A 24,166-nucleotide genomic window follows, 5' to 3' on the forward strand; every position below is an offset into this window, starting at 1 on the left:
GAATCGCCCCTTGTCAACCGCGCCGTCGCGGCACATTCGCGCGCGGCGGGCCGCGCCGTCGCACCGCGACTGCGGCTGAGCGCAAACCGGGGAGGCGATCGGGCGACGGCGCGACAGGCGGCGGGCCTGCACGGCGGAAAGCTGACGCGGGGCGCGTCAAAAAAGTCGTGGGGTATTATATGGCAAGACGTTCCCCCCTCCTCCGAGTTTCATGACGCCCCCATCCGCCGCATCCCAGCCCGACGCCCGCCTCGAAGCACTCACCGCGTGGCTGCACCCGCTCGCCGAACGCTTCGCGCTCGATCTGTCGACCCTCGCGCCCGCGTCGTCGGACGCCAGTTTCCGCCGCTATTTCCGTGTCGCATCGGCCACGAGCGCCGGCGGCACGCTGATCGCCGTCGATGCGCCGCCGCCCGAGAAGTGCCGTGAGTTCGTCCAGGTTGCGCAGTTGCTCGCCGCGGCCGGCGACCACGTGCCGGAAGTTCTGGCCCACGATTTCGACGCGGGCTTCATGCTCGTGACCGATCTCGGCCGCACGTCGTACATCTCGGTGCTCGATCCGGCTGACCCGGCCGCCGCAAAGCCGCTGATGCGCGCCGCGCTCGACGCGCTGATCCGCTTCCAGCTGACGTCGAAGCCCGACGTGCTGCCGCCGTTCGACGAGGCATTCCTGCGCCGCGAGATGGAGCTGATGCCCGAATGGTTCGTCGGCCGCCACCTCGGCAAGCCCGTCACCGACGCGATGCGCGGCACGCTCGACCGCACCTTCGCGCTGCTGGTCGCCAGCGCGCACGCGCAGCCGCAGGGTTTCATGCTGCGCGACTTCATGCCGCGCAACCTGATGGTGTGCGAGCCGAACCCGGGCATCCTCGATTTCCAGGACGCCGTCTACGGGCCGCTGACGTACGACGTCGTGTCGCTGCTGCGCGACGCGTTCATCAGCTGGGACGAGGAGTTCGAGCTCGACTGCTTCGCGTACTACTGGGAAAAGGCGAAAAAGGCCGGCCTGCCGGTCGACCCCGATTTCGGCGAGTTCTACCGCCAGCTCGAGTGGATGGGGCTGCAGCGCCACATCAAGGTGCTCGGCCTGTTCGCGCGCATCAACTACCGAGACGGCAAGCCGCACTACCTGAACGACCTGCCGCGCTTCATCGCATACGCACGCAAGGTCGCGCTGCGCTATCGCCCGCTCGTGCCGTTCGCGAAGCTGCTCGACGAGCTCGAGGGCAACGCGCCGGCCGACGTGGGCTATACGTTCTGATCGTTCCGACTCACCTGTTACCCGGCCGAACATGAGCAACACCCTGACCACGGCGATGATCTTCGCCGCCGGGCGCGGCGAACGGATGCGCCCGCTCACCGACACCCTCCCGAAGCCGCTGCTCGAAGCGGGCGGCAAGCCGCTGATCGTGTGGCAGATCGAGGCGCTCGCGCGCGCGGGCATCGAGACGATCGCGATCAACCACGCGTGGCTCGGCGAGCAGATCGAGGCCGCGCTGGGCGACGGTTCGCGCTGGGGCGTACGCCTCATGTATTCGGCCGAGGGCGACGCGCTGGAAACGGCCGGCGGCATCGCGCAGGCGTTGCCGCTGCTCGAGCGCGACGGGCAACCGGTCGTGTTCGCGGCGGTCAGCGGCGACGTGTACTGCGCGTTCGACTACCGGACGCTCGCGCCGCGCGCCGCCCGGATGGCCGCGCTCGACGCACCGGCGATGCACCTCGTGATGGTGCCGAACCCGCCGTTCCACCCGGCCGGCGACTTCGCGCTCGGCGACGACGGCCGCCTCGCGCTCGACGGCGCCGCACGCTTCACGTTCGGCAACATCGGCCTGTACGACACGCGGATGTTCCGCGATCTCGCGCCCGGTACACGGCGTGCGTTGACGCCGTACTATCGCGCGGCGATCGAAGCCGGCCGCGCGAGCGGTGAACTGTATGAAGGTATCTGGGAGAACGTCGGCACGCCCGCGCAGTTGGGCGAGCTGGATGCGCGGCTACGCGCCGCGGAGTGACCGGCTGACATGTCGTCGGGCTGATCGATCGCCTCGCTAGTTGGCCGGCCGGTCAGTCAACGGGTTGGCTGACCGGCGAACTGGCCGGGTCGGCCTGGCCGATCAACAGGTCCAGCCCCTGCCGGACTCTCCTGCCGGCCCGACGCCCGCCCATCAGGCACGTCCACTTTCCGCTGCGCGCCCCGCGTGCAGCACCGCCGCTCACGCGGCTTCCGCCTCTTCCCCGCCCGCCGCCGCGCGCTGCTGCTGCAGCGCCCACATCTGCGCATACAACCCGTCGGCGCGCACGAGTTCGTCGTGCGTGCCGCGCTCGACGATCCGCCCGTGGTCCATCACGAGGATCTGCTGCGCGTGCACGACCGTCGACAGCCGGTGCGCGATCACGAGCGTCGTGCGATGCCGCGCGATCTGGTCGAGCTCGTGCTGGATCGCACGCTCCGAGCGCGAATCGAGCGCCGACGTCGCTTCGTCGAACAGCAGCACCGGCGGATTCTTCAGCAGCGTGCGCGCGATCGCGACGCGCTGCTTCTCGCCGCCCGACAGCTTCAGCCCGCGCTCGCCGACCGGCGTGTCATAGCCCTTCGGCAAGCTTTCGATGAAATCGTGAATGTGCGCGGCGCGCGCGGCCGCGATCACCTCGTCGCGGGTCGCGGTCGGCCGGCCATACGCGATGTTGTAGTAGATCGAGTCGTTGAACAGCACGGTGTCCTGCGGCACGATCCCGATCGACGCGCGCAGCGAGTCCTGCGTGACGTCGCGGATGTCCTGGCCGTCGATCCGGATCGCGCCGCCCGCCTGCCGGTCGAGATCGTAGAAGCGGAACAGCAGCCGCGACAGCGTCGACTTCCCGGAGCCGCTATGGCCGACCACCGCGGTCGTCGTGCCCGCGTCGATCGTGAACGACACGTCGTGCAGGATCTGCCGCGCCGGCTCGTATGCGAAATTCACGTGCTCGAAGCGCACCTGCGCGCCGGCCACCGCGAGCGGCTGCGCATCGGGCAGGTCGGCCACTTCCTTCGCGGCCGACAGCAGCCCGAACATCCGGTCCATGTCGGTGAGGCTCTGCTTCAGCTCGCGGTAGACGACGCCGAGAAAGTTGAGCGGAATGTACAGCTGCAGCATGAACGTGTTGATCAGCACCAGATCGCCGAGCGTCAGCTTGCCCGCGAGCACGCCCTGCGTCGCGCGCCACAGGATGAACACGAGCCCCGTGCCGATGATCGCCTGCTGGCCGAAGTTCAGCACCGACAGCGAATTCTGCGAGCGGATCGCGGCCTTGCGGTAGCGCTTCAGGTTCTCGTCGTAGCGCTGCGCTTCCCACTCCTCGTTGCCGAAATACTTGACCGTCTCGTAGTTGATCAGCGAATCGATCGCCCGCGAGTTCGCGCGCGAATCGAGCTCGTTCATCGTGCGGCGGAAATGCGTGCGCCAGTTGGTGACCTTCACCGTGAACACGATGTACGTGACCAGCGCCGCGAACGTCACGTACGCGTAATACGCCTCGTACTTGACCACGAAGAAGCCGAGCACGAGCCCGACCTCGACGAGCGTCGGCAGGATGCTGTACAGCGAATACGAAATCAGCTGCTGGATGCCGCGCGTGCCGCGCTCGATGTCGCGCGACATGCCGCCCGTCTGGCGCTCGAGGTGAAACCGCAGCGACAGCCCGTGCAGGTGCCGGAACACCTGCAGCGCGAGCTGGCGCACCGCGCTTTCGGTGACCTTCGAGAACAGGATCTCGCGCAGCTCGGTAAACAGCGAAGTGGACAACCGCACGAACGCATACGCGACGACCAGCAGCCCCACGCCGCCCGCGAGCACGATGCCGGCCGACTGTTCGGCACGGCCGATCGCGGTGATCTGCTGGACGTAGGACAGGTGGTCGACGATGCGCTTCATCACGACCGGCACGCCGAGGTTCGCGACCTTCGCGCCGATCAGGCAGCCGAGCGCGAGCGCGACGCGCCATTTGTAGGTGGTCAGGTACGGCAGCAACGACCGAATGGTCTGCCAGTCGTTGCGGGGCCCGGTCGAAGCCGGCGCGGGCTCGCCGGAAGCAGGAAATCGGCGCATGGGGGAAGGATCGGCGGCGGTGCCGGACGCGTGCATCGGCGGCCGGCTCGCTCACTTTCTCGTACAATTTGCGAACGTTGTATTGTCGCAGAAGCCGCCTCGCGCCGCTGCCGGCGCCCTCGCCGGCCAGCCTGCGCGCGGCGGTGCATTTATTACAGGACGAAAGCCCCCGCCATGACCGATTCGACCCTCGAACTCCCGCAAAAGCAGCCCGCGCTGCGCGTCGTCCCGCAACCGCACGACGCGAACGTCCACGGCGACGTGTTCGGCGGCTGGATCATGTCGCAGGTCGACATCGCCGGCTCGATCCCCGCGAGCCAGCGCGCGAACGGCCGCGTCGCCACGGTCGCGGTCAACTCGTTCGTGTTCAAGCAGCCGGTGTTCGTCGGCGATCTGCTGAGCTTCTACGCGACCATCACGCGCACCGGCAACACGTCGATCACGGTCGACGTCGAGGTGTACGCGCAGCGCATGCGCCTGATGGGCGAAATCGTGAAGGTTACCGAAGCGACGCTCACCTACGTCGCGACCGGCACCGACCGCAAGCCGCGGCAACTGCCGCCGCTCTGACGGGCGAGCGCCGCACGGCGGCGCTTCCACCTGCCCGCGGCCGCCTCAGTGCGTGGCCGTCAGCCCGAACTCCCGCATCGCGGGCAGGAAATCGTGGTTCAGCTTCGGCTTGCGCGACAGCTTCACCAGCACGTAGCGCTGGAACGGCGGGAGCCGCTGCCACTGCGCGAGTTCGGGCGCCATCAGCCCGGCCAGCGCGCTCTGCTGCACGAGCGACTCCGGCACGATGTCGGTCGCGCGCCAGGTCGGCTGCTCGTCCGGCTGGAACCACGATGGTTCCAGATCCGCGTGCGTACGCAGCATTTCGAACAGCGCGTGATCGAAGTTGGGCTCGATCGCGGTGTCTTCGTCGGCCGGAAAGCGCGCGAGCAGCTTGCGGTCCTCGAGCGGCAGCAACTGCCACTGCTCCAGTGAAATCCGCAGACCGAAACGGTCGAGATTGAAACGCACGATCATCGGGATGTACGTGAAGTTTTCCGACGAATCGTGTTCGAAGGCGAATAGCAGTGGAGCGTCGCTGAGTCCCATGATCGTTACCTGACGTGGCGGATACCGGCGCGGCCGGCTTGCCTGAGGTATTTTAGAACCTCTGCGCGCGGGCGGTGGATACGATTGCCGCCGCCCGCGTGCTGAATCAACGGGAGTGCTCGTGAATCCGACCGAATCCGGTGAAATGCGCGACGAACCGCGCGGCGCGATCGAACTGTCCGTGCGCCGCACGCGCGGCGGCGCCGTCGAAACCGCGCACGACTACGTGGGCCAGGAATGGCCCGTCGCACTCGTCTTCAACGGCATCTCGCACGCGGTGATGATGTGTACGCCGTGCGACCTCGAAGCGTTCGCGGTCGGTTTCGCGATCTCGGAAGGGATCGTCGCGCGCGGCAGCGACATCAAGGACATCGAGGTGATCCTGCACACCGACGCGCCGCTGCCGCATGCGGAAGTCCACCTGGAGGTCGTCCAGCAGGCGTTCGCCGCGCTGAAGGACCGGCGCCGCGCACTCGCCGGGCGCACCGGCTGCGGCGTCTGCGGAATCGAAAGCATCGACCTGCTCGACCTCGCGCCCGAACGCGTGCCCGATACGGGCTTTCTCGCGCGCCTCGCCCCCGACGCGCTGACGCGCGCGGCGCAGGCGCTGCCGGCTCACCAGGCGCTCACGCGGCTCACGGGCGGCCTGCATGCGGCCGCGTGGTGCGATGCAACAGGTGCGATCCGGATGGCGTTCGAGGATGTCGGCCGCCACAACGCACTCGACAAACTGATCGGTTCGCTCGTGCTGTCGCGCGCCGACGCGACCGACGGCTTCGTGTTCCTGTCGAGCCGCGCGAGCTACGAGCTCGTGCGCAAGGCCGCCCGGGTCGGCATCCCGCTGGTGGCGACCATCTCCGCGCCGTCGTCGCTCGCGATCGAGATCGCGAAAGCGGCCGGCTTGCGGCTCGTCAGCTTCTGCCGCGAAACCGGCCACGTCGACTACGGCACGGCCTGATCGCGATCACGGGCGCACGCCGGCCGTCCCGCGCCGGCGCGCCCTGCTCCGTCAGTCGAACTGACGGAAGTCCGGCTTGCGCTTCTCGAAGAACGCCGTCATCGCCTCGCGCGCTTCCGGCGCGCGCAGCATCGCGGCGAAATGGCCCGCTTCCTCGGCCATCCGCGCGTGCGTCGCCACCCCGCCCGTATCCTTCAGCAGCGCCTTCGTCACACGCAGCGATGCCGCCGGCAGCGCCGCGAGCTTCGCCGCCTGCTTCGCCGCGAACGCGTCGAGCTCGGCCGCCGGCAGCACGCGGTTGACGATGCCGATCCGGTGCGCCTCCAGCGCATCGAACGCCTCGCCGAGCAGCAGCTTCTCGGCCGCAACCTGATGGCCGGCCAGACGCGGCAGCAGCACGCTCGACGCGGCTTCCGGGCACAGCCCGAGCTGCGTGAACGGCAGCGAGAACGTCGCGGTGTCGGCCGCGTACACGAGATCGCAATGCAGCAGCATCGTCACGCCGACGCCGATCGCCAGGCCAGGCACCGCGGCCACGATCGGCTTGCTCGCGCTGCTGATCCGCGCAAGAAACTGGAACACCGGCGCGGTGTCGTCCTTCGGCGGCGACTTCAGGAAATCCTCGAGATCGTTCCCCGCGGTGAAGTTGCCGTCGCCACCGCGCAGCACGATCACGCGAACGGCCTTGTCTTCCTGCGCTTCGGCGAGTGCGTCGGCCATCGTCTGGTACATCGCCGCCGTCAGCGCGTTCTTCTTCGCCGGGCGTGCGATCGTGATCGTCATCACGCCATCGGCGCGTTCCACTTGAATTTCGGCCACAACCGTCTCCTTTGACTTTCCTCTATCGGAATGAAAAACGGTGCGCGAGCTCGTGGCCCGCGCACCGTCGTCGCTTGTCGTCCCGCTCCGCTTACAGGCGTTCGATGATGCCCGCGGCGCCCATGCCGGTGCCGACGCACATCGTGACCATCCCGTACTTCAGGTTGCGGCGGCGCAGGCCGTGCACGACGGTCGCCGCGCGGATCGCGCCGGTCGCGCCGAGCGGGTGGCCCAGTGCGATCGCGCCGCCCATCGGGTTGACCTTCGACGGGTCGAGGCCGAGGTCGCGCATCACCGCCAGCGATTGCGCGGCGAACGCTTCGTTCAGCTCGATCCAGTCGAGATCGTCCTGCTTCAGGCCGGCGGCCTTCAGCGCGGCCGGAATCGCTTCCTTCGGGCCGATACCCATGATTTCCGGCGGCACGCCACGCACCGCGAAGCTCACGAAGCGCGCGAGCGGCGTCAGGTTGAATTCCTTCAGCACCTTCTCCGACACGACGAGCAGCGCGCCCGCGCCGTCCGACGTCTGCGAGCTGTTGCCGGCCGTGACCGAGCCCTTGTTCGCGAACACCGTACGCAGCTTCGCGAGGCCTTCGATCGACGTATCCGCACGCGGACCTTCGTCGAGCGCGATCTCGCGCGTCTTCACGTCGACTTCACCGGTCGCGAGGTTCGGGAAACGCTCGGTGATCGTGTACGCGGCGATCTCGTCGTTGAACTCGCCTGCCTGCTGTGCGGCGAGCGCCTTGCGGTGCGATTCGACCGAGAACGCGTCCTGGTCTTCGCGGCTCACCTTCCACTGCTCGGCGACGCGCTCGGCCGTCAGGCCCATCCCGTACGCAATGCCGAAGTCTTCGTTGCGATCGAAGATGTGCGGCGACATCGACGGCTTGTTGCCCATCATCGGCACCATGCTCATCGATTCGCAGCCGCCCGCGAAGATCGCGTCCGATTCGCCGACACGGATGCGGTCGGCCGCCATGGCCAGCGCCGTGATGCCCGACGCGCAGAAGCGGTTGACCGTCACGCCGCCGACCGTCTGCGGCAGGCCCGCGAGCAGCGCGCCCATCCGCGCAACGTTCAGGCCCTGTTCGGCTTCCGGAATCGCGCAGCCGATGATCGCGTCTTCGATCAGCTTCGTGTCGAAGCCGGGCACCTGCGCAACCGCCGACTTGATCGCATGGACCAGCAGCTCGTCCGGGCGCGTGTTCTTGAAGACACCGCGCGGGGCCTTGCCGATCGGCGTGCGGCTGGCGGCGACGATGTATGCGTCTTGCAATTGTTTGCTCACTTGAGACTCCTTGCCTTATCCGCTCGCTCAGTTACGCACCGGCTTGCCGGTCTGCAACATGCCCATGATCCGTTCCTGCGTCTTCTGCGTGCCGAGCAGCTCGACGAACGCACGGCGCTCCAGCGCGAGCAGCCACTGCTCGTCGACCAGGCTGCCGGCTTCGACGTCGCCGCCGCACACGGCTTCGGCGATGCGGCTCGCGATCAGGTAGTCGTGGTCGCTGATGAAGCGGCCGTCACGCATGTTGACGAGCGATGCCTTGATCGTCGCGATCGCCGAACGGCCCGCGACCGGCACGTCCTTCGCACGCAGCGGTGCGCGGTAGCCGGTTGCGGCCAGCGCGCGCGCTTCCTTCTTCGCGGTGTCGAGCAGTTCGAACACGTTGAAGATGATCGTATCGGACGGCTTCACGTAGCCCATCGCACGTGCATCGTGCGCGGACGCCGAGACCTTCGCCATCGCCGCGTTCTCGAACGACTTCGTGACGAACTTCAGGATGTCGGTGGTCGCGTTCGCGGCCGTTGCGGCGTCCGCTGCGCGCAGCGCGGCTTCCTTCAGGCCGCCGCCTGCCGGCACGAGGCCGACGCCCACTTCGACGAGACCGATGTAGCTCTCGACGTGCACGACGCGCTTCGCGCTGTGCAGCATCAGCTCGCATCCGCCGCCGAGCGCGATGCCCGACACGGCTGCAACGACCGGCACGTTCGCGTACTTCACGCGCAGCATGCCTTCCTGGAACTTCTTCACGAACGGCTCGATACCCTTCGCACCGCCCATCATGAACGCGGGCATCGCCTCTTCGAGGTTCGCGCCAGCCGAGAACGGGCCGCCCGGCGTGCCGAGCTTCAGCGACGTCGGTTGCCAGATCACGACGCCCTTGTAGTCCTTCTCCGCGAGTTCGATCGCCTGCACGAGGCCGTCGATCACGCTCGGTCCGATCGTGTTCATCTTCGACTTGAACGACACGATCACGACGTCGTCTTCACCCGCACGGTCGTCGACCCATGCACGCACCGCGTCGGTCTCGAACAGCGTCTTGCCGTACGTCTTCGGATCGGCACCGGCTTCGCCGAGCAGCGGTGCGCGGAACACCTGCTTGTCGTAGACCGCGAGGTCCGAACGCGGCACGAAGCGTTGCGCGGCCGGCGCCCACGAGCCTTCGGCCGTGTGCACGCCGCCCTTCTCCGCAACCGCGCCTTCGAGCACCCACGACGGCAGCGGCACGTTCGCGAGCGCCTTGCCTGCCGCGATGTCTTCCTGCACCCACTCGGCGACCTGCTTCCAGCCGGCGGCCTGCCAGCCTTCGAACGGGCCTTCGTTCCAGCCGAAGCCCCAGCGGATCGCGAGGTCGACGTCGCGCGCGTTGTCGGCGATCGATTCGAGATGCACGCCGATGTAGTGGAACACGTCGCGGAAGATCGACCACAGGAACTGCGCGTGCGGATGGTCCGTTTCACGCAGCAGCTTCAGGCGCTCCGCCGGCGGGCGCTTCAGGATGCGGCCGACGGTTTCGTCCGCCTTCGCGCCCGAATCCACGTAGGTGCCCGTCTTCGCGTCGAGCACCTTGATCGCCTTGCCTTCCTTCTTGTAGAAACCGCCGCCCGTCTTCTGGCCGAGCGCGCCCTGCTTCACCAGTTCGGCGAGCACGGCGGGCGTCTGGTAGACCGGGAAGAACGGATCGTCGGCGAGGTTGTCCTGCATCGTCTTGATCACGTGCGCCATCGTGTCGAGGCCGACCACGTCCGCGGTGCGGAACGTCGCCGACTTCGCGCGGCCGAGGCGGCTGCCCGTCAGGTCGTCGACTTCGTCGAAGCGCAGGCCGAACTTCGCGGCCTCGGTGATCACCGCGAGGATCGAGAAGATGCCGACGCGGTTCGCGATGAAGTTCGGCGTGTCCTTCGCACGCACGACGCCCTTGCCGACGATGCTCGTCAGGAACGTTTCGAGCTGGTCGAGGATCTCCGGGCGCGTATGCGCGGTCGGGATCAGTTCGACGAGGTGCATGTAACGCGGCGGGTTGAAGAAGTGCACGCCGCAGAAGCGCGACTTCAGCTCGTCCGAGAAACCTTCGGACAGCTTCGTGATCGACAGGCCCGACGTGTTGGTCGCGAAGATCGCGTTCGGCGCGATGTGCGGTGCGACCTTCTTGTACAGGTCGTGCTTCCAGTCCATCCGCTCGGCGATCGCTTCGATCACGACGTCGCACTCGGCGAGCTTCGCGATGTCGTCTTCGTAGTTCGCTGCTTCGAGGTACTTTGCGTCGTCCTTCACGCCGAACGGCGCGGGCGACAGCTTCTTCAGGTTCTCGATCGCCTTCAGCGCGATCGCGTTTTTCGGGCCTTCCTTGGCCGGCAGGTCGAACAGCAGCACCGGCACGCGCGCGTTGATGAGGTGCGCGGCGATCTGCGCGCCCATCACGCCGGCGCCCAGCACGGCGACCTTGCGAATCAGGAAATTGCTCACGGGATGTCTCCGGATAGTGTCGTGCAGCGCGGGAGGTAGGGGCTGCACGGCGAAGTGAGTACCAGGAACCGTTGCGTTCGGGCGGCGCGCGGCGCGCACCGCCCGGACTCGCGTCAGAACAGCGATTCGTCGACTTCCATCATCGTCTTCGAACCGGCACGTGCGGCGCGGATCGTCGACGCCGTCTCGGGCAGCAGGCGCGCGAAGTAGAAGCGAGCCGTCGCGAGCTTCGACTTGTAGAACGGATCGCCCGACGCTTCCTTGTCGAGTGCGAGGCGCGCCATGCGCGCCCAGAAGTACGAGAACACCAGGTGGCCGACGGTACGCAGGTACGGCACGGCGGCAGCGCCGACTTCGTCCGGGTTCTGCATCGCCTTCATGCCGATTTCCATCGTCAGCTTCTGCACCTTGTCGCCGATGTCGGCGAGCGGGTTGATGAACTCGGCCATTTCCGGCTTCACGCCTTCGGCTTCCGCGAATTCCGTGACGAGCTTGCCGAACTTCTTCAGCTTCGCGCCCATGTCGCCGAGCACCTTGCGGCCCAGCAGGTCGAGCGACTGGATCGAGTTCGTGCCTTCGTAGATCATGTTGATCCGCGCGTCGCGCACGTACTGCTCCATGCCCCACTCGGAGATGAAGCCGTGGCCGCCGTAGATCTGCATCGCGTGATTGGTCGACTCGAACGCGTTGTCGGTCAGGAACGCCTTGATGATCGGCGTGAGCAGCGCGACGAGGTCGGCCGCTTCCTTGCGCACCGCTTCGTCACCGTGCGACAGTTCCTTGTCGATCTGCAGCGCGGACCAGTACGTGAAGGCGCGCGCGCCTTCGGCGTAGGCCTTCTGCGTGAGCAGCATGCGGCGCACGTCCGGGTGCACGATGATCGGGTCGGCCGGCTTGTCCGGTGCCTTCGGGCCCGTCAGCGAGCGCATCTGCAGGCGCTCCTTCGCATACGTGAGCGAGTTCTGGTATGCGACTTCCGTGAGGCCGAGGCCCTGCATGCCGACGCCGAGACGCGCGGCATTCATCATCACGAACATCGCGTTCAAGCCCTTGTTCGGCTCGCCGACCATCCAGCCCTTCGCGCCGTCGAGGTTCATCACGCACGTCGAGTTGCCGTGGATGCCCATCTTGTGCTCGATCGAGCCGCACTTGATGCCGTTGCGCTCGCCCGGCTCGCCCGCTGCGTCGGGAATGAACTTCGGCACGATGAACAGCGAGATCCCCTTGGTGCCCTGCGGCGCTTCCGGCAGGCGCGCGAGCACGAGGTGGACGATGTTCTTCGACATGTCGTGCTCGCCGCTCGAGATGAAGATCTTCGTGCCGCTGATCGAGTACGAGCCGTCGCCGTTGGGTTCTGCCTTGGTGCGCAGGATGCCGAGGTCGGTGCCGCAGTGCGGTTCGGTCAGACACATCGTGCCCGTCCATTCGCCCGTCACGAGCTTCGGCAGGTAGCGCTGCTGCAGTTCCGGCGCGCCGTGTGCGTGCAGGCACTCGTAGGCGCCGTGCGACAGGCCCGGATACATCGTCCATGCCTGGTTCGCCGAGTTCAGCATTTCGTAGAGCGCGTTGTTCACGAACGCCGGCAGGCCCTGGCCGCCGTAGTCCGGATCGCAGCCGAGTGCCGGCCAGCCGGCCTCGACGTACTGCTGGTAGGCTTCCTTGAAGCCGGTCGGGGTCTTCACGACGCCGTCGCCTTCATACGTGCAGCCTTCGCGATCGCCGACCTGGTTCAGCGGGAACAGTACCTCGGAGCAGAACTTGCCCGCTTCCTCGAGGACCTGGTTGATCGTGTCGGCGTCGAGGTCCGCATGCTTGGGCATTTGCTTGACTTCGGCTTCGACGTTCAGAAGCTCGTGCAACACGAATTGCATGTCGCGCAGCGGCGCGGCGTACTGTCCCATGACTCTCTCCAAAGGTGGGCAAAACGGCTCGAGCTCCTGGCGGGCGGATCACGCGCCGCTAACGGCTCTCGCTCTGATACGAAACAATCGTCTTTTCCAGCGCGGCCCACGTGAGGCGCACGGCGTCCGGCGAATGCAGGAAGCGTGCGTCGTGATGCAGGCCGAGCGTGAAGCTGTACAACTCGAAGAGCATCAGGTCCGGATCCGTATCCGCACGCAGATGGCCTTCTTCCTTCGCCTGCGAAATGGCACGCAGCATCGCGGCACGCCAGGCCGTCACGCTTGCGATCAACTGCTCGCGCACGGGGCTGTCAGGCCGGTCGTCGTACTCGACGGCACCGCTGATGTAGATGCATCCGGTCGTCACCTCCTGGATGCGCTTCTCCGTCCAGCGGGCCAGCATCGCCCGAAGGCGCGGCAAGCCTCGCGGCTCGCGCAGGCTCGGAAAGAACACCTCGTTTTCGAAACGATGGTGATACTCGCGGACGACCTCGACCTGCAGGTCCTCACGCGATCCGAAGTGCGCGAACACACCGCTCTTGCTCATCTGCATGCGCTCGGCCAGCAGGCCGATCGTCAGCCCCTCCAGCCCGTCACGGCTGGCGAGGTCCAAAGCAGCTTCAAGTATCGCGGCACGCGTCTGTTCGCCTTTTCGCATAGCTATTTCTGTAACCGTTCGGGGGTTCGAATAAAATCGAACGGCCGTACTATTATTGAGTGCGGCCGCTCGCGAAACAAGGAAATTATTAGAAACCGGTGTCTAACCGAGCCGCTATTTTGCGCGATTCCGGCGGGACCGGAGCGGCTTTTCCGCACGAACGTGCGGACAGATTTTTTGAAGCGAACGCTTAGTCTTCGTCAGTCGTAACCACCGACCGTCAGCGCCTTCATCACGAGGCGATACGCCGTATACGCGAACCAGTTCAGCATGCGCTCGATGCGCGGGCGCGCGGCGAATCGTGCGGGGTCGATTTCCCGACCATCGGCGAACGCGGCCGCGATCGCGTCGCGCAGTTCGTTCGTGACAGCATCGTAGCGCACCAGCACGACATTCGCCTCATTGTTCAACATCAGGCTCAGCGCGTCGAGGTTCGACGAGCCGACCGTCGCCCAGTTGTCGTCGATCACGGCTACCTTGCCATGCAGCATCGTCTTGTCGTATTCGGCCACGCGCACGCCCGCACGCAGCAGCGCGTGATAGAGGAACGGCACGGCCGTATCGAGTGCGGCGAATTCCTTGCGACCGATCAGGATCCGCACGTCGACGCCGCGTCGTGCGGCGCCCGTGAGCGCACGGCGCAGCTTGCGCCCCGGCATGAAGTACGGATTGGCGAGCAGGATCCGCTGGCGCGCCTGGCCGATCGCCGCGAGATACGCCTTCTCGATCGCGCGACGGTTCACGACGTTGTCGCGCGCGACGAACGCGACGCTCGGCTCCGTCACGACCCGCAGCGCGCCGGCCTTGATCCATCGGTGGCTGCGCATCCAGCGCCGGAACATCTCGGGAAACGCTTCACCGCCATGCAGCCCGGCCGCGTATTGCGCATACGGCTTGTGGCCGAACATGATCCGGTGCCACTGCAGTTCGAACGCGGCACGCACGTCGGACACCGCGGGCCCCGCCATCTCGACCGCGAAATCCCAGCGCGGAAACGGCAGCGTCGTGCCGCCCTGCGCGTAGTCGTCGATGATGTTGATGCCGCCGCAGAACGCGACCGCGTGATCGATCACCGCGAGCTTGCGATGCGTGCGCGAGAAGCCGAAGCGGCCGAACAGGAAGCGGTTGTAGATGCAGTGCTCGACGCCGGCCACCACCCACGTGTCGAACAGCGGCAGGCGTGCGGTGCCGATGCCGTCGGTGATCACGCGTACGCGCACACCGCGCTGCGCCGCGCGGATCAGCGCGTCCGACACCGGCCGCCCGGCCGCGTCGTCGCAGAAGATGTAGGTTTCGAGCATCACCTGCTCGCGGGCGGCATCGATCCGCTCGATCAGCGCCCGGAAGAATGCGCCGCCGCCCTCGCACAGCCGCACGGTGTTGCCCGACGTGAAGGCGAGCCGCGACGCGGAACCGCGTTCCTGCAGGAACATCTGCCGCAATTGCGCGAAGCGCTTGCGGGCTTCCGCCGTCATGCGGACGAGCCGTGCGGCGTGCGCGACAGTGCCACGCGCGCGGGCAGTTGCAGGATCGCCTCGGCGTTCGACGGCGAGAAGCAGCGCGCGGCCGCCTCGCGGAACGGCAGCCATGCATGGTCGACATGCTCGCGCGGCGACAGCGTCACGTCGACCCGATGCGGCACGCACAGGCCGAACCAGTGCTCGACGTTACGCGTGACGCCCGGTGCATAGCGGTGCAGGTATTGCGGATAGATCGTGTATTCGATCCGGTGGCGCCAGTCGACGAGCGCGCTGGCCGGCACGTCCGGCGTGCCGATCGCGATGCCGGTTTCCTCGGCCACTTCGCGCGCGGCGGTGACCGCGAGCGGCTCGTCGAGCGCGTCCTTCGAGCCGGTCACCGATTGCCAGAAATCGGGCTGGTCGGCACGCTTGATCACGAGCACATCGAGGTCGGGCGTGTAGATCACGACGAGAACGGATTCGGGGATTTTCGGCGGCTTCGTCATCTTTGTTTCATGCAGCACGGGGCCGCGCGCCGGGCAAGTGCTCCGAACGGGCGGCAAGTGCTGCGACTGTACCGCAAAAAACGAAAAAGGCGCATCGCTGCGCCTTTTTCATGTGTGTCGTGTGCGCGTGAACGCACACACGACCGGGTACGAAGTGCGTTACGCCTTCGGCTGTTCCGGCTGACGCAGACGGATGTGCAGCTCGCGCAGCTGACGCTCGTCGACCGGGCTCGGTGCTTGCGTGAGCAGATCCTGCGCACGCTGCGTCTTCGGGAACGCGATCACGTCGCGGATCGAGTCGGCACCGGCCATCATCGTGACGATGCGGTCGAGACCGAAGGCGATACCGCCGTGCGGCGGCGCGCCGTACTGCAGTGCGTCCAGCAGGAAGCCGAACTTCAGTTGCGCTTCTTCCGCACCGATCTTCAGCGCACGGAACACCTTGCTCTGCACTTCCTCGCGGTGGATACGCACCGAGCCGCCGCCGATTTCCCAGCCGTTCAGCACCATGTCGTAGGCCTTCGCGAGGCAACGACCCGGATCCGTCTCGAGGTACTCGAGGTGCTCGTCCTTCGGGCTCGTGAACGGGTGGTGAGCCGCGACGTAGCGTGCATCTTCGTCGTCGTATTCGAACATCGGGAAGTCGACGACCCACAGCGGCTTCCAGCCGGCATGGACGAGGCCGTTCGCCTTGCCGAATTCCGAATGGCCGATCTTCAGGCGCAGTGCGCCGAGGCTGTCGTTGACGACCTTCGCGCGGTCGGCCGCGAAGAAGATGATGTCGCCGTCTTCCGCGCCGGTGCGCTCGAGGATCGCCGCGATCGATGCGTCGTGCAGATTCTTGACGATCGGGCTCTGCAGGCCGTCACGGCCCTTCGCCTTCTCGTTGACCTTGATCCAGGCGAGGCCCTTCGCGCCGTAGATGCGCACGAATTCGGTGTAGCCGTCGATGTCGCCACGCGACAGCTCGCTGCCCTTCGGCACGCGCAGTGCCGCGACACGGCCGTCCTTCGCGTTGGCCGGCGTGCTGAACACCTTGAAGTCGACGTCCTTCATCGCGTCGGTCAGCTCGGTGAATTCGAGCTGCACGCGCAGGTCCGGCTTGTCCGAACCGAAACGCGCCATCGCTTCCGAGTACGGCATCACCGGGAAGGTCGCGTCGAGTTCGACGTCGATCGTCGTCTTGAAGATGTGACGGATCATGTCTTCGAACAGGTCACGGATTTCCTGCTCGCCGAGGAACGACGTTTCGCAGTCGATCTGCGTGAATTCCGGCTGACGGTCGGCACGGAGGTCTTCGTCGCGGAAGCACTTGGTGATCTGGTAGTAGCGGTCGAAGTTCGCGACCATCAGCAGCTGCTTGAACAGCTGCGGCGACTGCGGCAGCGCGAAGAACTGGCCCGCGTTCGTGCGCGACGGCACGAGGTAGTCGCGCGCGCCTTCCGGCGTGCTCTTCGTCAGCATCGGCGTTTCGATGTCGATGAAGCCCTGCTCGTCGAGGTACTTGCGCGCTTCGATCGCGACGCGGTAGCGCAGGCGCAGGTTGTGCTGCATCTGCGGACGGCGCAGGTCGAGCACGCGGTGCGTGAGGCGCGTCGTTTCCGACAGGTTGTCGTCGTCGAGCTGGAACGGCGGCGTGACCGATGCGTTCAGCACGTTCAGTTCGTGGCACAGCACTTCGATCTTGCCGCTCTTCAGGCCGGCGTTGACCGTGCCTTCCGGACGGTTGCGCACGAGGCCCTTGATCTGCACGCAGAACTCGTTGCGCACGCCTTCGGCGGTCGCGAACATTTCCGCGCGATCCGGATCGCACACCACCTGCACGAGGCCTTCACGATCGCGCAGGTCGATGAAGATCACACCGCCGTGATCGCGGCGGCGCTGCACCCAGCCGCACAGCGACACGGTTTGGCCCAGCAGGTGTTCGGTCACGAGACCGGAGTATTCAGTACGCATCGACATGATGTTTGCTTTCGTTCGGTTTGATCAACGGGCGCCGCAACGCGCGGCCCGGGCGATGATTCTTTACTTACAGCGGCGGCTCGACGGGGCGGCGTGCAGGCGCCGGAGCCGGCGCCGGGGGCGCCACCACGCCCATCGAGACGATGTACTTGAGCGCGGCATCGACCGACATGTCGAGTTCGATGACTTCGCTCTTCGGCAGCATCAGGAAGAAGCCCGACGTCGGGTTCGGCGTCGTCGGGATATAGACGCTCACGTATTCTTCCGTCAGATGATTGAGCACGTCGCCGCCCGGCGTGCCGGTCAGAAACGCGATCGTATACGAGCCGCGACGCGGGTATTCGATCAGCAGCGCCTTGCGGAACGCGTTGCCGCTGCTCGACAGCAGCGTGTCCGACACCTGCTTGACGCTCGTGTAGATCGGCCCGACGACCGGGATGTGACGCACCACGGCGTTCCACCACGTGACGAGCTTCTGGCCGATGAAGTTCCGCGTGGCCAGCCCGACGACGAAGATGAACGCGAGCGTCAGCACCGCGCCGATCCCCGGCAGATGGAAGCCGAGCATCCGCTCGGGCTGCCACGATTCGGGCAGCAGGAGCAGTGTCTGGTCCATCGTGCCGATGATGAGACCGAGCACCCACAGCGTGATCGCGAGCGGGACGAGAACCAGCAGGCCGGTCAGAAACACCGATTTCAGGGTCGTCTTTTTCATCATCTGCCGTCAATGAACCGCGCCGGCGGCGCGGGTTGGTCGCGGCCCGGCCGGGCCGCGACAGTCAACTGCTGGCGGCGGGCGCTGCAGCCGGGGCGGGCGCGGCGCTCGTCGTCGTGCTTTCGGAACTGCTCGCTGCAGCCGGCGCGGCCGCAGCGGGCGCGGCGTCCGCCGCTGCAGCCGGGGCTGCGTCGCCCGACGCCGTCGCCGGCGCGCTGGTGCCGCCCGAACCGCCTCGGAAATCGGTGACATACCACCCCGAACCCTTCAGCTGGAAGCCTGCGGCAGTGACCTGCTTGCGAAATGCATCCTTCCCGCATTCCGGGCACTGCGACAGTGGCGCGTCGCTCATCTTCTGGAGCACGTCCTTCGCGAAACCACACGCTTCGCATCGATAGGCGTAGATCGGCATGATATTTTTCCCGCGGAAACTGGAAACGGCTTGCAAAACCTTGAATTATAGCCGAAACCCTACCGCGCTCCGGCAATGGCCGCGACACCGGCACATCAACGGCGGCGCCACGTGAGCCAGCGCTCGTGCCCTTCGAACACCTCGAGCGAATCGGTCACGGGCAAATCCTCGATCAGTTCGAAGTGCGGCGCGAGCAGCGCATCGAGTTCGGCACGCTCGATTCCGAACGGCGGGCCCTTCGGTTTCGCCATCAGGAAAAAATAGCCGGCCAGCAATCCGTCCGTGGGCAGCAGTTCGGCCATGCGTGCCGCGTAGTCGGCGCGCATGGCCGGCGGCAGCGCGCACAGGAACGCGCGCTCGTACACCCACTGCACGTCGAACGGCGGCTGGTACGCAAAGAAATCGGCCTGCTCGACGACGCCCGCATGCGCGCCGAGCTGCGCCTTCGCGGCAGCCACCGCCTGCGCGGCGAAATCGATCGCACGCACGGGCCAGCCGGCTTCGGCCAGCCACCCGGCTTCCTGCGCACTGCCGCAGCCGGGAATCAGCACCGCGCACGGCTCGAGCCGGTGCGCGAACACGCTGAAACCGTCGGGCACGCCACCGAATTCCCACGGCGTCATACCACGTTCGAAACGCTCGTCCCAGAACGATGCGCTGCCGGGATCGCGCGTCGTGAAATCGGTGGCTGCCGGTGTAACGGGTTGCTTCGGATCGGACATCGCCCTGCTCCTTTCGGTCATGTGCCGTACGCGAGCGCCAGCAGCACACGCGCGACGAGCGCCCCGACGCCGACCGCAAGGCCGAAAATCAGCAGCGCCTGCAGCAGCCGGTTCGTCCGCTTCTGCTCGACGAGGATCTGGCGCATCAGGTCCTCGCTCGCCGCACGCGGCGCGTCATGGCGCGCCGCCATCGCGTGGTGGATCAGGCGCGGCAGTTGCGGCAGCGTCTTGCTCCACTGCGGCGCCTCGACCTTGAAGCGCTCGTACCAGCCGCGCAGGCCGATCTGCTCGGTCATCCAGCGCTCGAGGTACGGCTTCGCGGTCTTCCACAGGTCGAGCTCGGGGTCGAGCGAGCGGCCGAGCCCCTCGACGTTCAGCATCGTCTTCTGCAGCAGCACGAGCTGCGGCTGGATCTCGACATTGAAGCGGCGCGACGTCGAGAACAGGCGCATCAGCACCTGGCCGAGCGAGATGTCCTTCAGCGCGCGATCGAAATACGGCTCGCACACCGCGCGGATCGCGCTTTCGAGTTCCTCGACGCGCGTTTCGGGCGGCACCCAGCCCGACTCGAGGTGAAGCGTCGCGACGCGGTGGTAGTCGCGCTTGAAGAACGCGAGGAAGTTCTGCGCGAGGTAATTCTTGTCGAAATCGGACAGCGCGCCGACGATCCCGAAATCGAGCGCGACGTAGCGGCCGAACGTGTTCGGATCGAGGCTCACCTGGATGTTGCCCGGGTGCATGTCCGCGTGGAAGAAGCCATCGCGAAACACCTGCGTGAAGAAGATCTCGACGCCTTCGCGCGCGAGCTTCTTGATGTCGACGCCGGCCGAACGCAGCGTCTCGACCTGGCTGATCGGCACGCCGGTCATGCGCTCCATCACGAGCACCTGCGACGTCGAGAAATCCCAGAACATCTCGGGCACGAGCAGCAGGTCGAGGCCCGCGAAGTTGCGGCGCAGCTGGCTGCCGTTGGCCGCCTCGCGCATCAGGTCGAGCTCGTCGTGCAGGTACTTGTCGAATTCGGCGACCACCTCGCGCGGCTTCAGGCGCCGGCCGTCGGCCCACATGCGCTCGGTCCAGATCGCGATGTCGCGCATCAGCGCGAGGTCGGAATCGATCACGGACAGCATGTTCGGGCGCAGCACCTTGACGGCGACGGCCTTGCCCGCGTGCTGGCCCTGCTTGAGCTTCGCGAAGTGCACCTGCGCGATCGACGCGCTCGCGATCGGCTCGCGCTCGAATTCGTCGAACAGCTCGTCGACCGGCGCCCCGAGCGACTTCTCGATGATCCCGATCGCGACCGCCGAATCGAACGGCGGCACCTGGTCCTGCAGCTTCGCGAGTTCGTTCGCGAAATCGACCGACAGCAGGTCGCGGCGCGTCGACAGCACCTGGCCGAACTTCACGAAGATCGGGCCGAGGCTTTCGAGCGCGCGGCGCAGCCGCACGGCAGGCGGATCGGAATAGCGGCGGCCGATCGTCGTGATCCGCAACAGCAGCTTCACGCGCCGGTCGTCGATCCGGGACAGCATCACTTCGTCGAGACCAAAGCGGATGACGGTGTAGACAATCTTGATGAAACGGAAAATGCGCATGCCCTGCGGCCCCTCAGTGCGCGCCGCGCGGGCCGGAACCCGTGCGCGCGCCGATTTTTTGTTCGAGTCGCTCGACCCGCTTTTCGACCCGCGCGAGCGCATCGCGCGCGCGCGCCAGTTCGGCGTCGAAGCCGCCGAGCGACGCGCGCCGGACGACTTGCGGGTTCTCGTCGAGCCAGTATTCGGCGACGGAATCGAGCACGTTGCGGCCGGTGCGTCGCGCGCGCGCGCCGGCGTCGCGCACGACTGTCGCGATCCGGTATGCGGCCGCGTCACCGACCAGCTTCGCGAGATCTTCTTCAGGTTCCCAGCGCAGGTGCTCGGCCAGCTTCGCGATCTGCGTCGCGAACTCTGCGTCGCCCTCGATCTTCACGTGCTTCATCACGGCCGCCTGGCCGCCCTGCAGGAACGCGGCGACCGTGTCGCCGGCAAGCGCGATCGACACGTCGACCTGTTGTGCATCGTGTGCATCGACGGCCGACAGGTAGCCGTCGGGCTGCACCAGCAGCGTGAGCGTCACGGGGGGCACGTCGATCCGGGCGGTCTTGCCCGAATAGGGAATCAGGCGGTCGCGCGCCCACGATTCGCGGGCGAGCAGGTGATTGACAGCAGCAGCAAAAGGCTTGGCGGCAAAGGTCATCGGGCTGGGAAAGAAAAAACCCGCGCAGGCCGGGCGCCCACGCGGGTTTCTATTGTAACGTCGGATCGTCGGCAGACCGTGCCTGACCGCACACCCCGGCGGCAAGCGGTCGCAGTGCGGCGGCCGTTGCCCGGGTGTCCGGCGGCGCGGGCCGCCGGTCACGCTCAGTGCGTGTTGATCTGCTGGATGCCCGCGAGCAGCCAGCCCTGACTGCCCGACTTCGACAGGTTCCACACCTCGTCGAACGGTGCGGCCGACGCATTCGCCGATTCGCGGATCAGGCCGTGGAAGCGCACGCTCGCCGACTGCTCGATGCCGCGATCCTCGATCGCAACCAGTTCCGCGTCGAGCTGCACGACGTCGGTCTGGTTCGACTCGTTGCCGCGCGAATCGAGGTCGATCTTGATCTCGGCGAACATTTCGGGCGTCGTGAACTCGCGGATGTCGGCCAGGTTGCCCTGGTCCCACGCGGCCTGCAGGCGCACGAAATAGACCTTCGAGCTGCGCAGGAACGCTTCGGTGTCGAAGCCGGCCGGCACCTGGAGCGGTGCTGCCGCAGCGGCCGCTGCCGCGCCGGTGGCCGCGGCACCGCCGCCGAACACGCCTTGCGCTTCGTTCGCGTAGCTGCTGCCGCTACCCGCATAGTTGCTGCCGGTGCCGCCCTGCTGGAGCGACGGGCTTTGCGAGTAGCCGCCCGACGACGACGCCGAGCCGCCGACCGAGTAGGCCGGCTCCTGCGGACGACGACGGTTCATGAACTTGCGGATCAGCCAGATACCGACCGCCGCGAGCAGCGCGATCACGATGACGTTCGCCATCATGCTCGCGAACGCGCCGCCCAGACCGAAGTGCGACAGCAGCGCCGCGATACCGAGGCCGGCCGCGAGGCCGGCGATCGGCCCGAGCCAGCGCGAGCGGTTGGGCTGCGCGGCCGGTGCGGGCGCGGCCGGATTCGCACGCTGCGCCTGCGACGGCGCGGCCTGCTGCATCGGCTGCTGCGCGGGCGGCGTGGCCTGGCGCTGCGTGACGGTGGAGTTCTGGCGGCCGATGCTGCGCCCGCCGCCCATGCGCTTGGCTTCGGCGTCGAGCGATGCGAACGTGCCGGCCGTGAGCAGGCCGACCATCAGCAGCGTGCCGACCCGTCGAGCCCACGGCTTCGACGGCTTGCTACGGTTGAACAACGAACGCGATTCGAACATCAGTTTCTCCGGATGTAAGACAAATGTATGGAAAGAGCCCCTTAGTACTTGGCTCCCATGTGTAAAGCTACCACGCCACCTGACAAATTGTAATATTTGACGGCATCGAGGCCCGCTTGTTCCATCATCGTCTTCAGCGTGTCCTGATCGGGGTGCATCCGGATAGATTCAGCAAGATACCGATAACTTTCAGCATCTTTCGCGAACTTGTCGCCAAGCCACGGTAATACTTTGAAAGAATACAGATCGTACGCTTTTTTCAGCGGATCCCAGACTTTCGAGAATTCCAGCACCATCACGCGGCCGCCGGGCTTCGTCACGCGGCGCATCTCGGCCAGCGCGGCATCCTTGTGCGTCATGTTGCGCAGCCCGAACGCGACCGTGACCACATCGAAGTAGTTGTCCGGAAAGGGAATTTTTTCCGCATCGCACAGCAGCGACGGCGTCACGATGCCCTTGTCGAGCAGCCGGTCGCGGCCGACGCGCAGCATCGATTCGTTGATGTCCGTGTGCCAGACCTCGCCCGTCGGCCCGGCCGCCTTCTTGAACGACTTCGTCAGGTCGCCGGTGCCGGCCGCGATGTCGAGTACCTTGAAGCCGGGGCGCACGTTCGCCTGCGCGATCGTGAACGCCTTCCACGCACGGTGCATGCCCGCCGACATCAGGTCGTTCATCAGATCGTAGTTGCTCGCGACCGAATGGAACACGCCCGCCACTTTCTTCGCTTTTTCGTTTTCCTCGACGCTTTCGAAGCCGAAGTGGGTTTTGCTCATCGCGTTGATCCTCAGTAAATGGCAAGACGGCGCCGAGCGGGCGCCGTCGAATTTCAGTGGCAGTGGCCGTGCGACGCACCCGCCGCCGGCATCGGGGCGTCGCGCTCGACGCCCGCCGCCTTCAGTTTGTCGAAATAGTCGCGCCACAGCGCATCCTGCTGCGTGGCCAGCTCGTACAGCAGGTCCCACGAGTAGATGCCGGTCGAATGGCCGTCGGAGAAAGTCGGCTGCAGCGCGTAGTTGCCGACGCCCTCGAGCGCGGTAATCGTCACTTCGCGCTTGCCCGTCTGCAGCGTCTCCTGGCCGGGCCCGTGGCCACGCACCTCGGCCGACGGCGAATACACGCGCATCAGCTCGAACGGAATGCGGTAGCTGTCGCCGTTCGGGTACTGCAATTCGAGCACGCGCGACACCGCGTGCACGACGACGCCGGACGGAATCGGCGTCGTGGAAGTCAAACCGCTCATGGCTGCCTCGAATCGGTCATGCGTTGAATTTCCTCGCGCACCGCATTGTGCAGCAGCGAGGCCTGCGCTGCGCGCGAGCGCAGCAGCGCCTCGGACACGCTGCGCTGGCGCGGCGCCCATACGGGCTGAGGGAAGTGTGCGTCGTTGGAAAAGCGCGGAATCACGTGCCAGTGCACGTGCGGCACCATGTTGCCGAGGCTCGCCAGATTCACCTTGTTCGGCTGCATCACGCGGCGCACGGCCCGCTCGACCGCGTAGACCACGCGCATCAGGTGTGCCCGCTCGGGCTCGCCGAGATCGGAGAATTCGGCCACGTGCGCGCCCCAGATCACCCGGCAGAAGCCCGGATACTCGTGCTCGCCCGTCGCGAGGACGACACGCACCGCATCGTCCCGCCAGAGCACCTCGCCGCCGTCTTCACGGCAAAACACGCATTCCATCG

General features: G+C 66.5%; 23 protein-coding genes. 4 read left to right on the plus strand and 19 right to left on the minus strand.

Features of this window, described 5'->3' with window-relative positions; translation table 11 throughout:
• The first annotated feature begins 211 nt into the window (after positions 1–211).
• The gene (locus tag BDI24065_RS18890; RefSeq protein WP_175032552.1) at positions 212–1,261 is read left to right on the plus strand and encodes an aminoglycoside phosphotransferase family protein; all 1,050 of its coding nucleotides are present in this window, start codon (positions 212–214) and stop codon (positions 1,259–1,261) included.
• A 31-nt stretch (positions 1,262–1,292) separates the two neighbouring features.
• Positions 1,293–2,012 carry an N-acetylmuramate alpha-1-phosphate uridylyltransferase MurU gene (gene murU / locus BDI24065_RS18895; protein WP_175032553.1) on the plus strand — a complete coding sequence of 240 codons (720 nt, stop codon included), beginning with the start codon at positions 1,293–1,295 and terminating at the stop codon, positions 2,010–2,012.
• A gap of 201 nt (positions 2,013–2,213) precedes the next feature.
• On the opposite strand, the gene BDI24065_RS18900 is transcribed toward murU, so the two are convergent.
• Positions 2,214–4,085, minus strand: coding sequence for an ABCB family ABC transporter ATP-binding protein/permease (locus BDI24065_RS18900; RefSeq protein WP_175032554.1), 1,872 nt, complete (start codon positions 4,083–4,085; stop codon positions 2,214–2,216).
• A 174-nt stretch (positions 4,086–4,259) separates the two neighbouring features.
• Between BDI24065_RS18900 and BDI24065_RS18905 the strand changes: the two genes are divergently transcribed.
• Entirely contained in the window at positions 4,260–4,655 is a 396-nt protein-coding gene (locus BDI24065_RS18905) for an acyl-CoA thioesterase (protein ID WP_059684352.1), read from the plus strand.
• A 45-nt stretch (positions 4,656–4,700) separates the two neighbouring features.
• Here BDI24065_RS18905 and BDI24065_RS18910 read toward each other — a convergent pair whose 3' ends face one another.
• Positions 4,701–5,183 (minus strand): nitrate reductase associated protein, encoded by a 483-nt coding sequence (locus tag BDI24065_RS18910; protein ID WP_175032555.1) that lies wholly within the window; start codon positions 5,181–5,183, stop codon positions 4,701–4,703.
• A 115-nt stretch (positions 5,184–5,298) separates the two neighbouring features.
• On the opposite strand from BDI24065_RS18910, the gene fdhD reads away from it, so the two are divergent.
• The gene (gene fdhD, locus BDI24065_RS18915; RefSeq protein ID WP_438820019.1) at positions 5,299–6,141 is read left to right on the plus strand and encodes a formate dehydrogenase accessory sulfurtransferase FdhD; all 843 of its coding nucleotides are present in this window, start codon (positions 5,299–5,301) and stop codon (positions 6,139–6,141) included.
• Positions 6,142–6,192: 51 nt separating this feature from the next.
• Here the strand turns inward: fdhD and BDI24065_RS18920 are convergent, their stop codons facing one another.
• The 17 genes from BDI24065_RS18920 to BDI24065_RS19000 all read right to left on the minus strand — a co-directional run bounded on the left by BDI24065_RS18920 (position 6,193) and on the right by BDI24065_RS19000 (position 24,164).
• The gene (locus BDI24065_RS18920; protein WP_175032557.1) at positions 6,193–6,960 is read right to left on the minus strand and encodes an enoyl-CoA hydratase; all 768 of its coding nucleotides are present in this window, start codon (positions 6,958–6,960) and stop codon (positions 6,193–6,195) included.
• Between the two features lie 91 nt (positions 6,961–7,051).
• Complete coding sequence (locus BDI24065_RS18925) at positions 7,052–8,251, minus strand: acetyl-CoA C-acyltransferase (RefSeq protein ID WP_043190603.1); 1,200 nt, start codon at positions 8,249–8,251, stop codon at positions 7,052–7,054.
• A 27-nt stretch (positions 8,252–8,278) separates the two neighbouring features.
• Positions 8,279–10,714, minus strand: a complete 2,436-nt coding sequence (locus BDI24065_RS18930; protein WP_174915398.1) for a 3-hydroxyacyl-CoA dehydrogenase/enoyl-CoA hydratase family protein — start codon at positions 10,712–10,714, stop codon at positions 8,279–8,281.
• Between the two features lie 113 nt (positions 10,715–10,827).
• Entirely contained in the window at positions 10,828–12,615 is a 1,788-nt protein-coding gene (locus tag BDI24065_RS18935) for an acyl-CoA dehydrogenase C-terminal domain-containing protein (protein ID WP_043190599.1), read from the minus strand.
• Between the two features lie 58 nt (positions 12,616–12,673).
• Positions 12,674–13,273 (minus strand): TetR/AcrR family transcriptional regulator, encoded by a 600-nt coding sequence (locus tag BDI24065_RS18940; RefSeq protein ID WP_006751498.1) that lies wholly within the window; start codon positions 13,271–13,273, stop codon positions 12,674–12,676.
• Positions 13,274–13,473: 200 nt separating this feature from the next.
• The gene (gene clsB / locus BDI24065_RS18945; RefSeq protein ID WP_175032558.1) at positions 13,474–14,748 is read right to left on the minus strand and encodes a cardiolipin synthase ClsB; all 1,275 of its coding nucleotides are present in this window, start codon (positions 14,746–14,748) and stop codon (positions 13,474–13,476) included.
• Complete coding sequence (nudB, locus tag BDI24065_RS18950) at positions 14,745–15,239, minus strand: dihydroneopterin triphosphate diphosphatase (RefSeq protein WP_175032559.1); 495 nt, start codon at positions 15,237–15,239, stop codon at positions 14,745–14,747. Before nudB ends, clsB begins: the two co-directional genes overlap by 4 nt.
• Before the next feature lie 159 nt (positions 15,240–15,398).
• Complete coding sequence (aspS, locus tag BDI24065_RS18955; protein ID WP_175032560.1) at positions 15,399–17,201, minus strand: aspartate--tRNA ligase; 1,803 nt, start codon at positions 17,199–17,201, stop codon at positions 15,399–15,401.
• A 67-nt stretch (positions 17,202–17,268) separates the two neighbouring features.
• A complete protein-coding gene (locus BDI24065_RS18960; protein ID WP_011353157.1) occupies positions 17,269–17,919 on the minus strand; it encodes a DUF502 domain-containing protein in 651 nt (216 codons plus the stop codon).
• 61 nt (positions 17,920–17,980) lie between these two features.
• Positions 17,981–18,328 (minus strand): FmdB family zinc ribbon protein, encoded by a 348-nt coding sequence (locus BDI24065_RS18965; protein ID WP_175032561.1) that lies wholly within the window; start codon positions 18,326–18,328, stop codon positions 17,981–17,983.
• 95 nt (positions 18,329–18,423) lie between these two features.
• A complete protein-coding gene (locus tag BDI24065_RS18970; RefSeq protein WP_175032562.1) occupies positions 18,424–19,050 on the minus strand; it encodes an SAM-dependent methyltransferase in 627 nt (208 codons plus the stop codon).
• A 17-nt stretch (positions 19,051–19,067) separates the two neighbouring features.
• Positions 19,068–20,645, minus strand: a complete 1,578-nt coding sequence (gene ubiB / locus BDI24065_RS18975) for a ubiquinone biosynthesis regulatory protein kinase UbiB (RefSeq protein ID WP_175032563.1) — start codon at positions 20,643–20,645, stop codon at positions 19,068–19,070.
• A 13-nt stretch (positions 20,646–20,658) separates the two neighbouring features.
• Positions 20,659–21,285 (minus strand): ubiquinone biosynthesis accessory factor UbiJ, encoded by a 627-nt coding sequence (locus BDI24065_RS18980; RefSeq protein WP_069248831.1) that lies wholly within the window; start codon positions 21,283–21,285, stop codon positions 20,659–20,661.
• 164 nt (positions 21,286–21,449) lie between these two features.
• Positions 21,450–22,484, minus strand: a complete 1,035-nt coding sequence (locus BDI24065_RS18985; protein WP_175032564.1) for a Tim44 domain-containing protein — start codon at positions 22,482–22,484, stop codon at positions 21,450–21,452.
• Between the two features lie 41 nt (positions 22,485–22,525).
• Positions 22,526–23,257, minus strand: coding sequence for a bifunctional demethylmenaquinone methyltransferase/2-methoxy-6-polyprenyl-1,4-benzoquinol methylase UbiE (ubiE, locus tag BDI24065_RS18990; protein WP_043190578.1), 732 nt, complete (start codon positions 23,255–23,257; stop codon positions 22,526–22,528).
• A gap of 53 nt (positions 23,258–23,310) precedes the next feature.
• Positions 23,311–23,724, minus strand: a complete 414-nt coding sequence (locus BDI24065_RS18995; protein ID WP_122946246.1) for a gamma-butyrobetaine hydroxylase-like domain-containing protein — start codon at positions 23,722–23,724, stop codon at positions 23,311–23,313.
• Positions 23,721–24,164: an HIT family protein gene (locus BDI24065_RS19000; RefSeq protein WP_175025240.1), complete on the minus strand. Its 444-nt coding sequence runs from the start codon at positions 24,162–24,164 to the stop codon at positions 23,721–23,723. The genes BDI24065_RS18995 and BDI24065_RS19000 overlap by 4 nt, the downstream gene beginning before the upstream one ends.
• Positions 24,165–24,166 lie beyond the last annotated feature (2 nt).

It is taken from the genome of Burkholderia lata (assembly GCF_902499025.1).
Lineage (GTDB): Bacteria > Pseudomonadota > Gammaproteobacteria > Burkholderiales > Burkholderiaceae > Burkholderia > Burkholderia lata_C.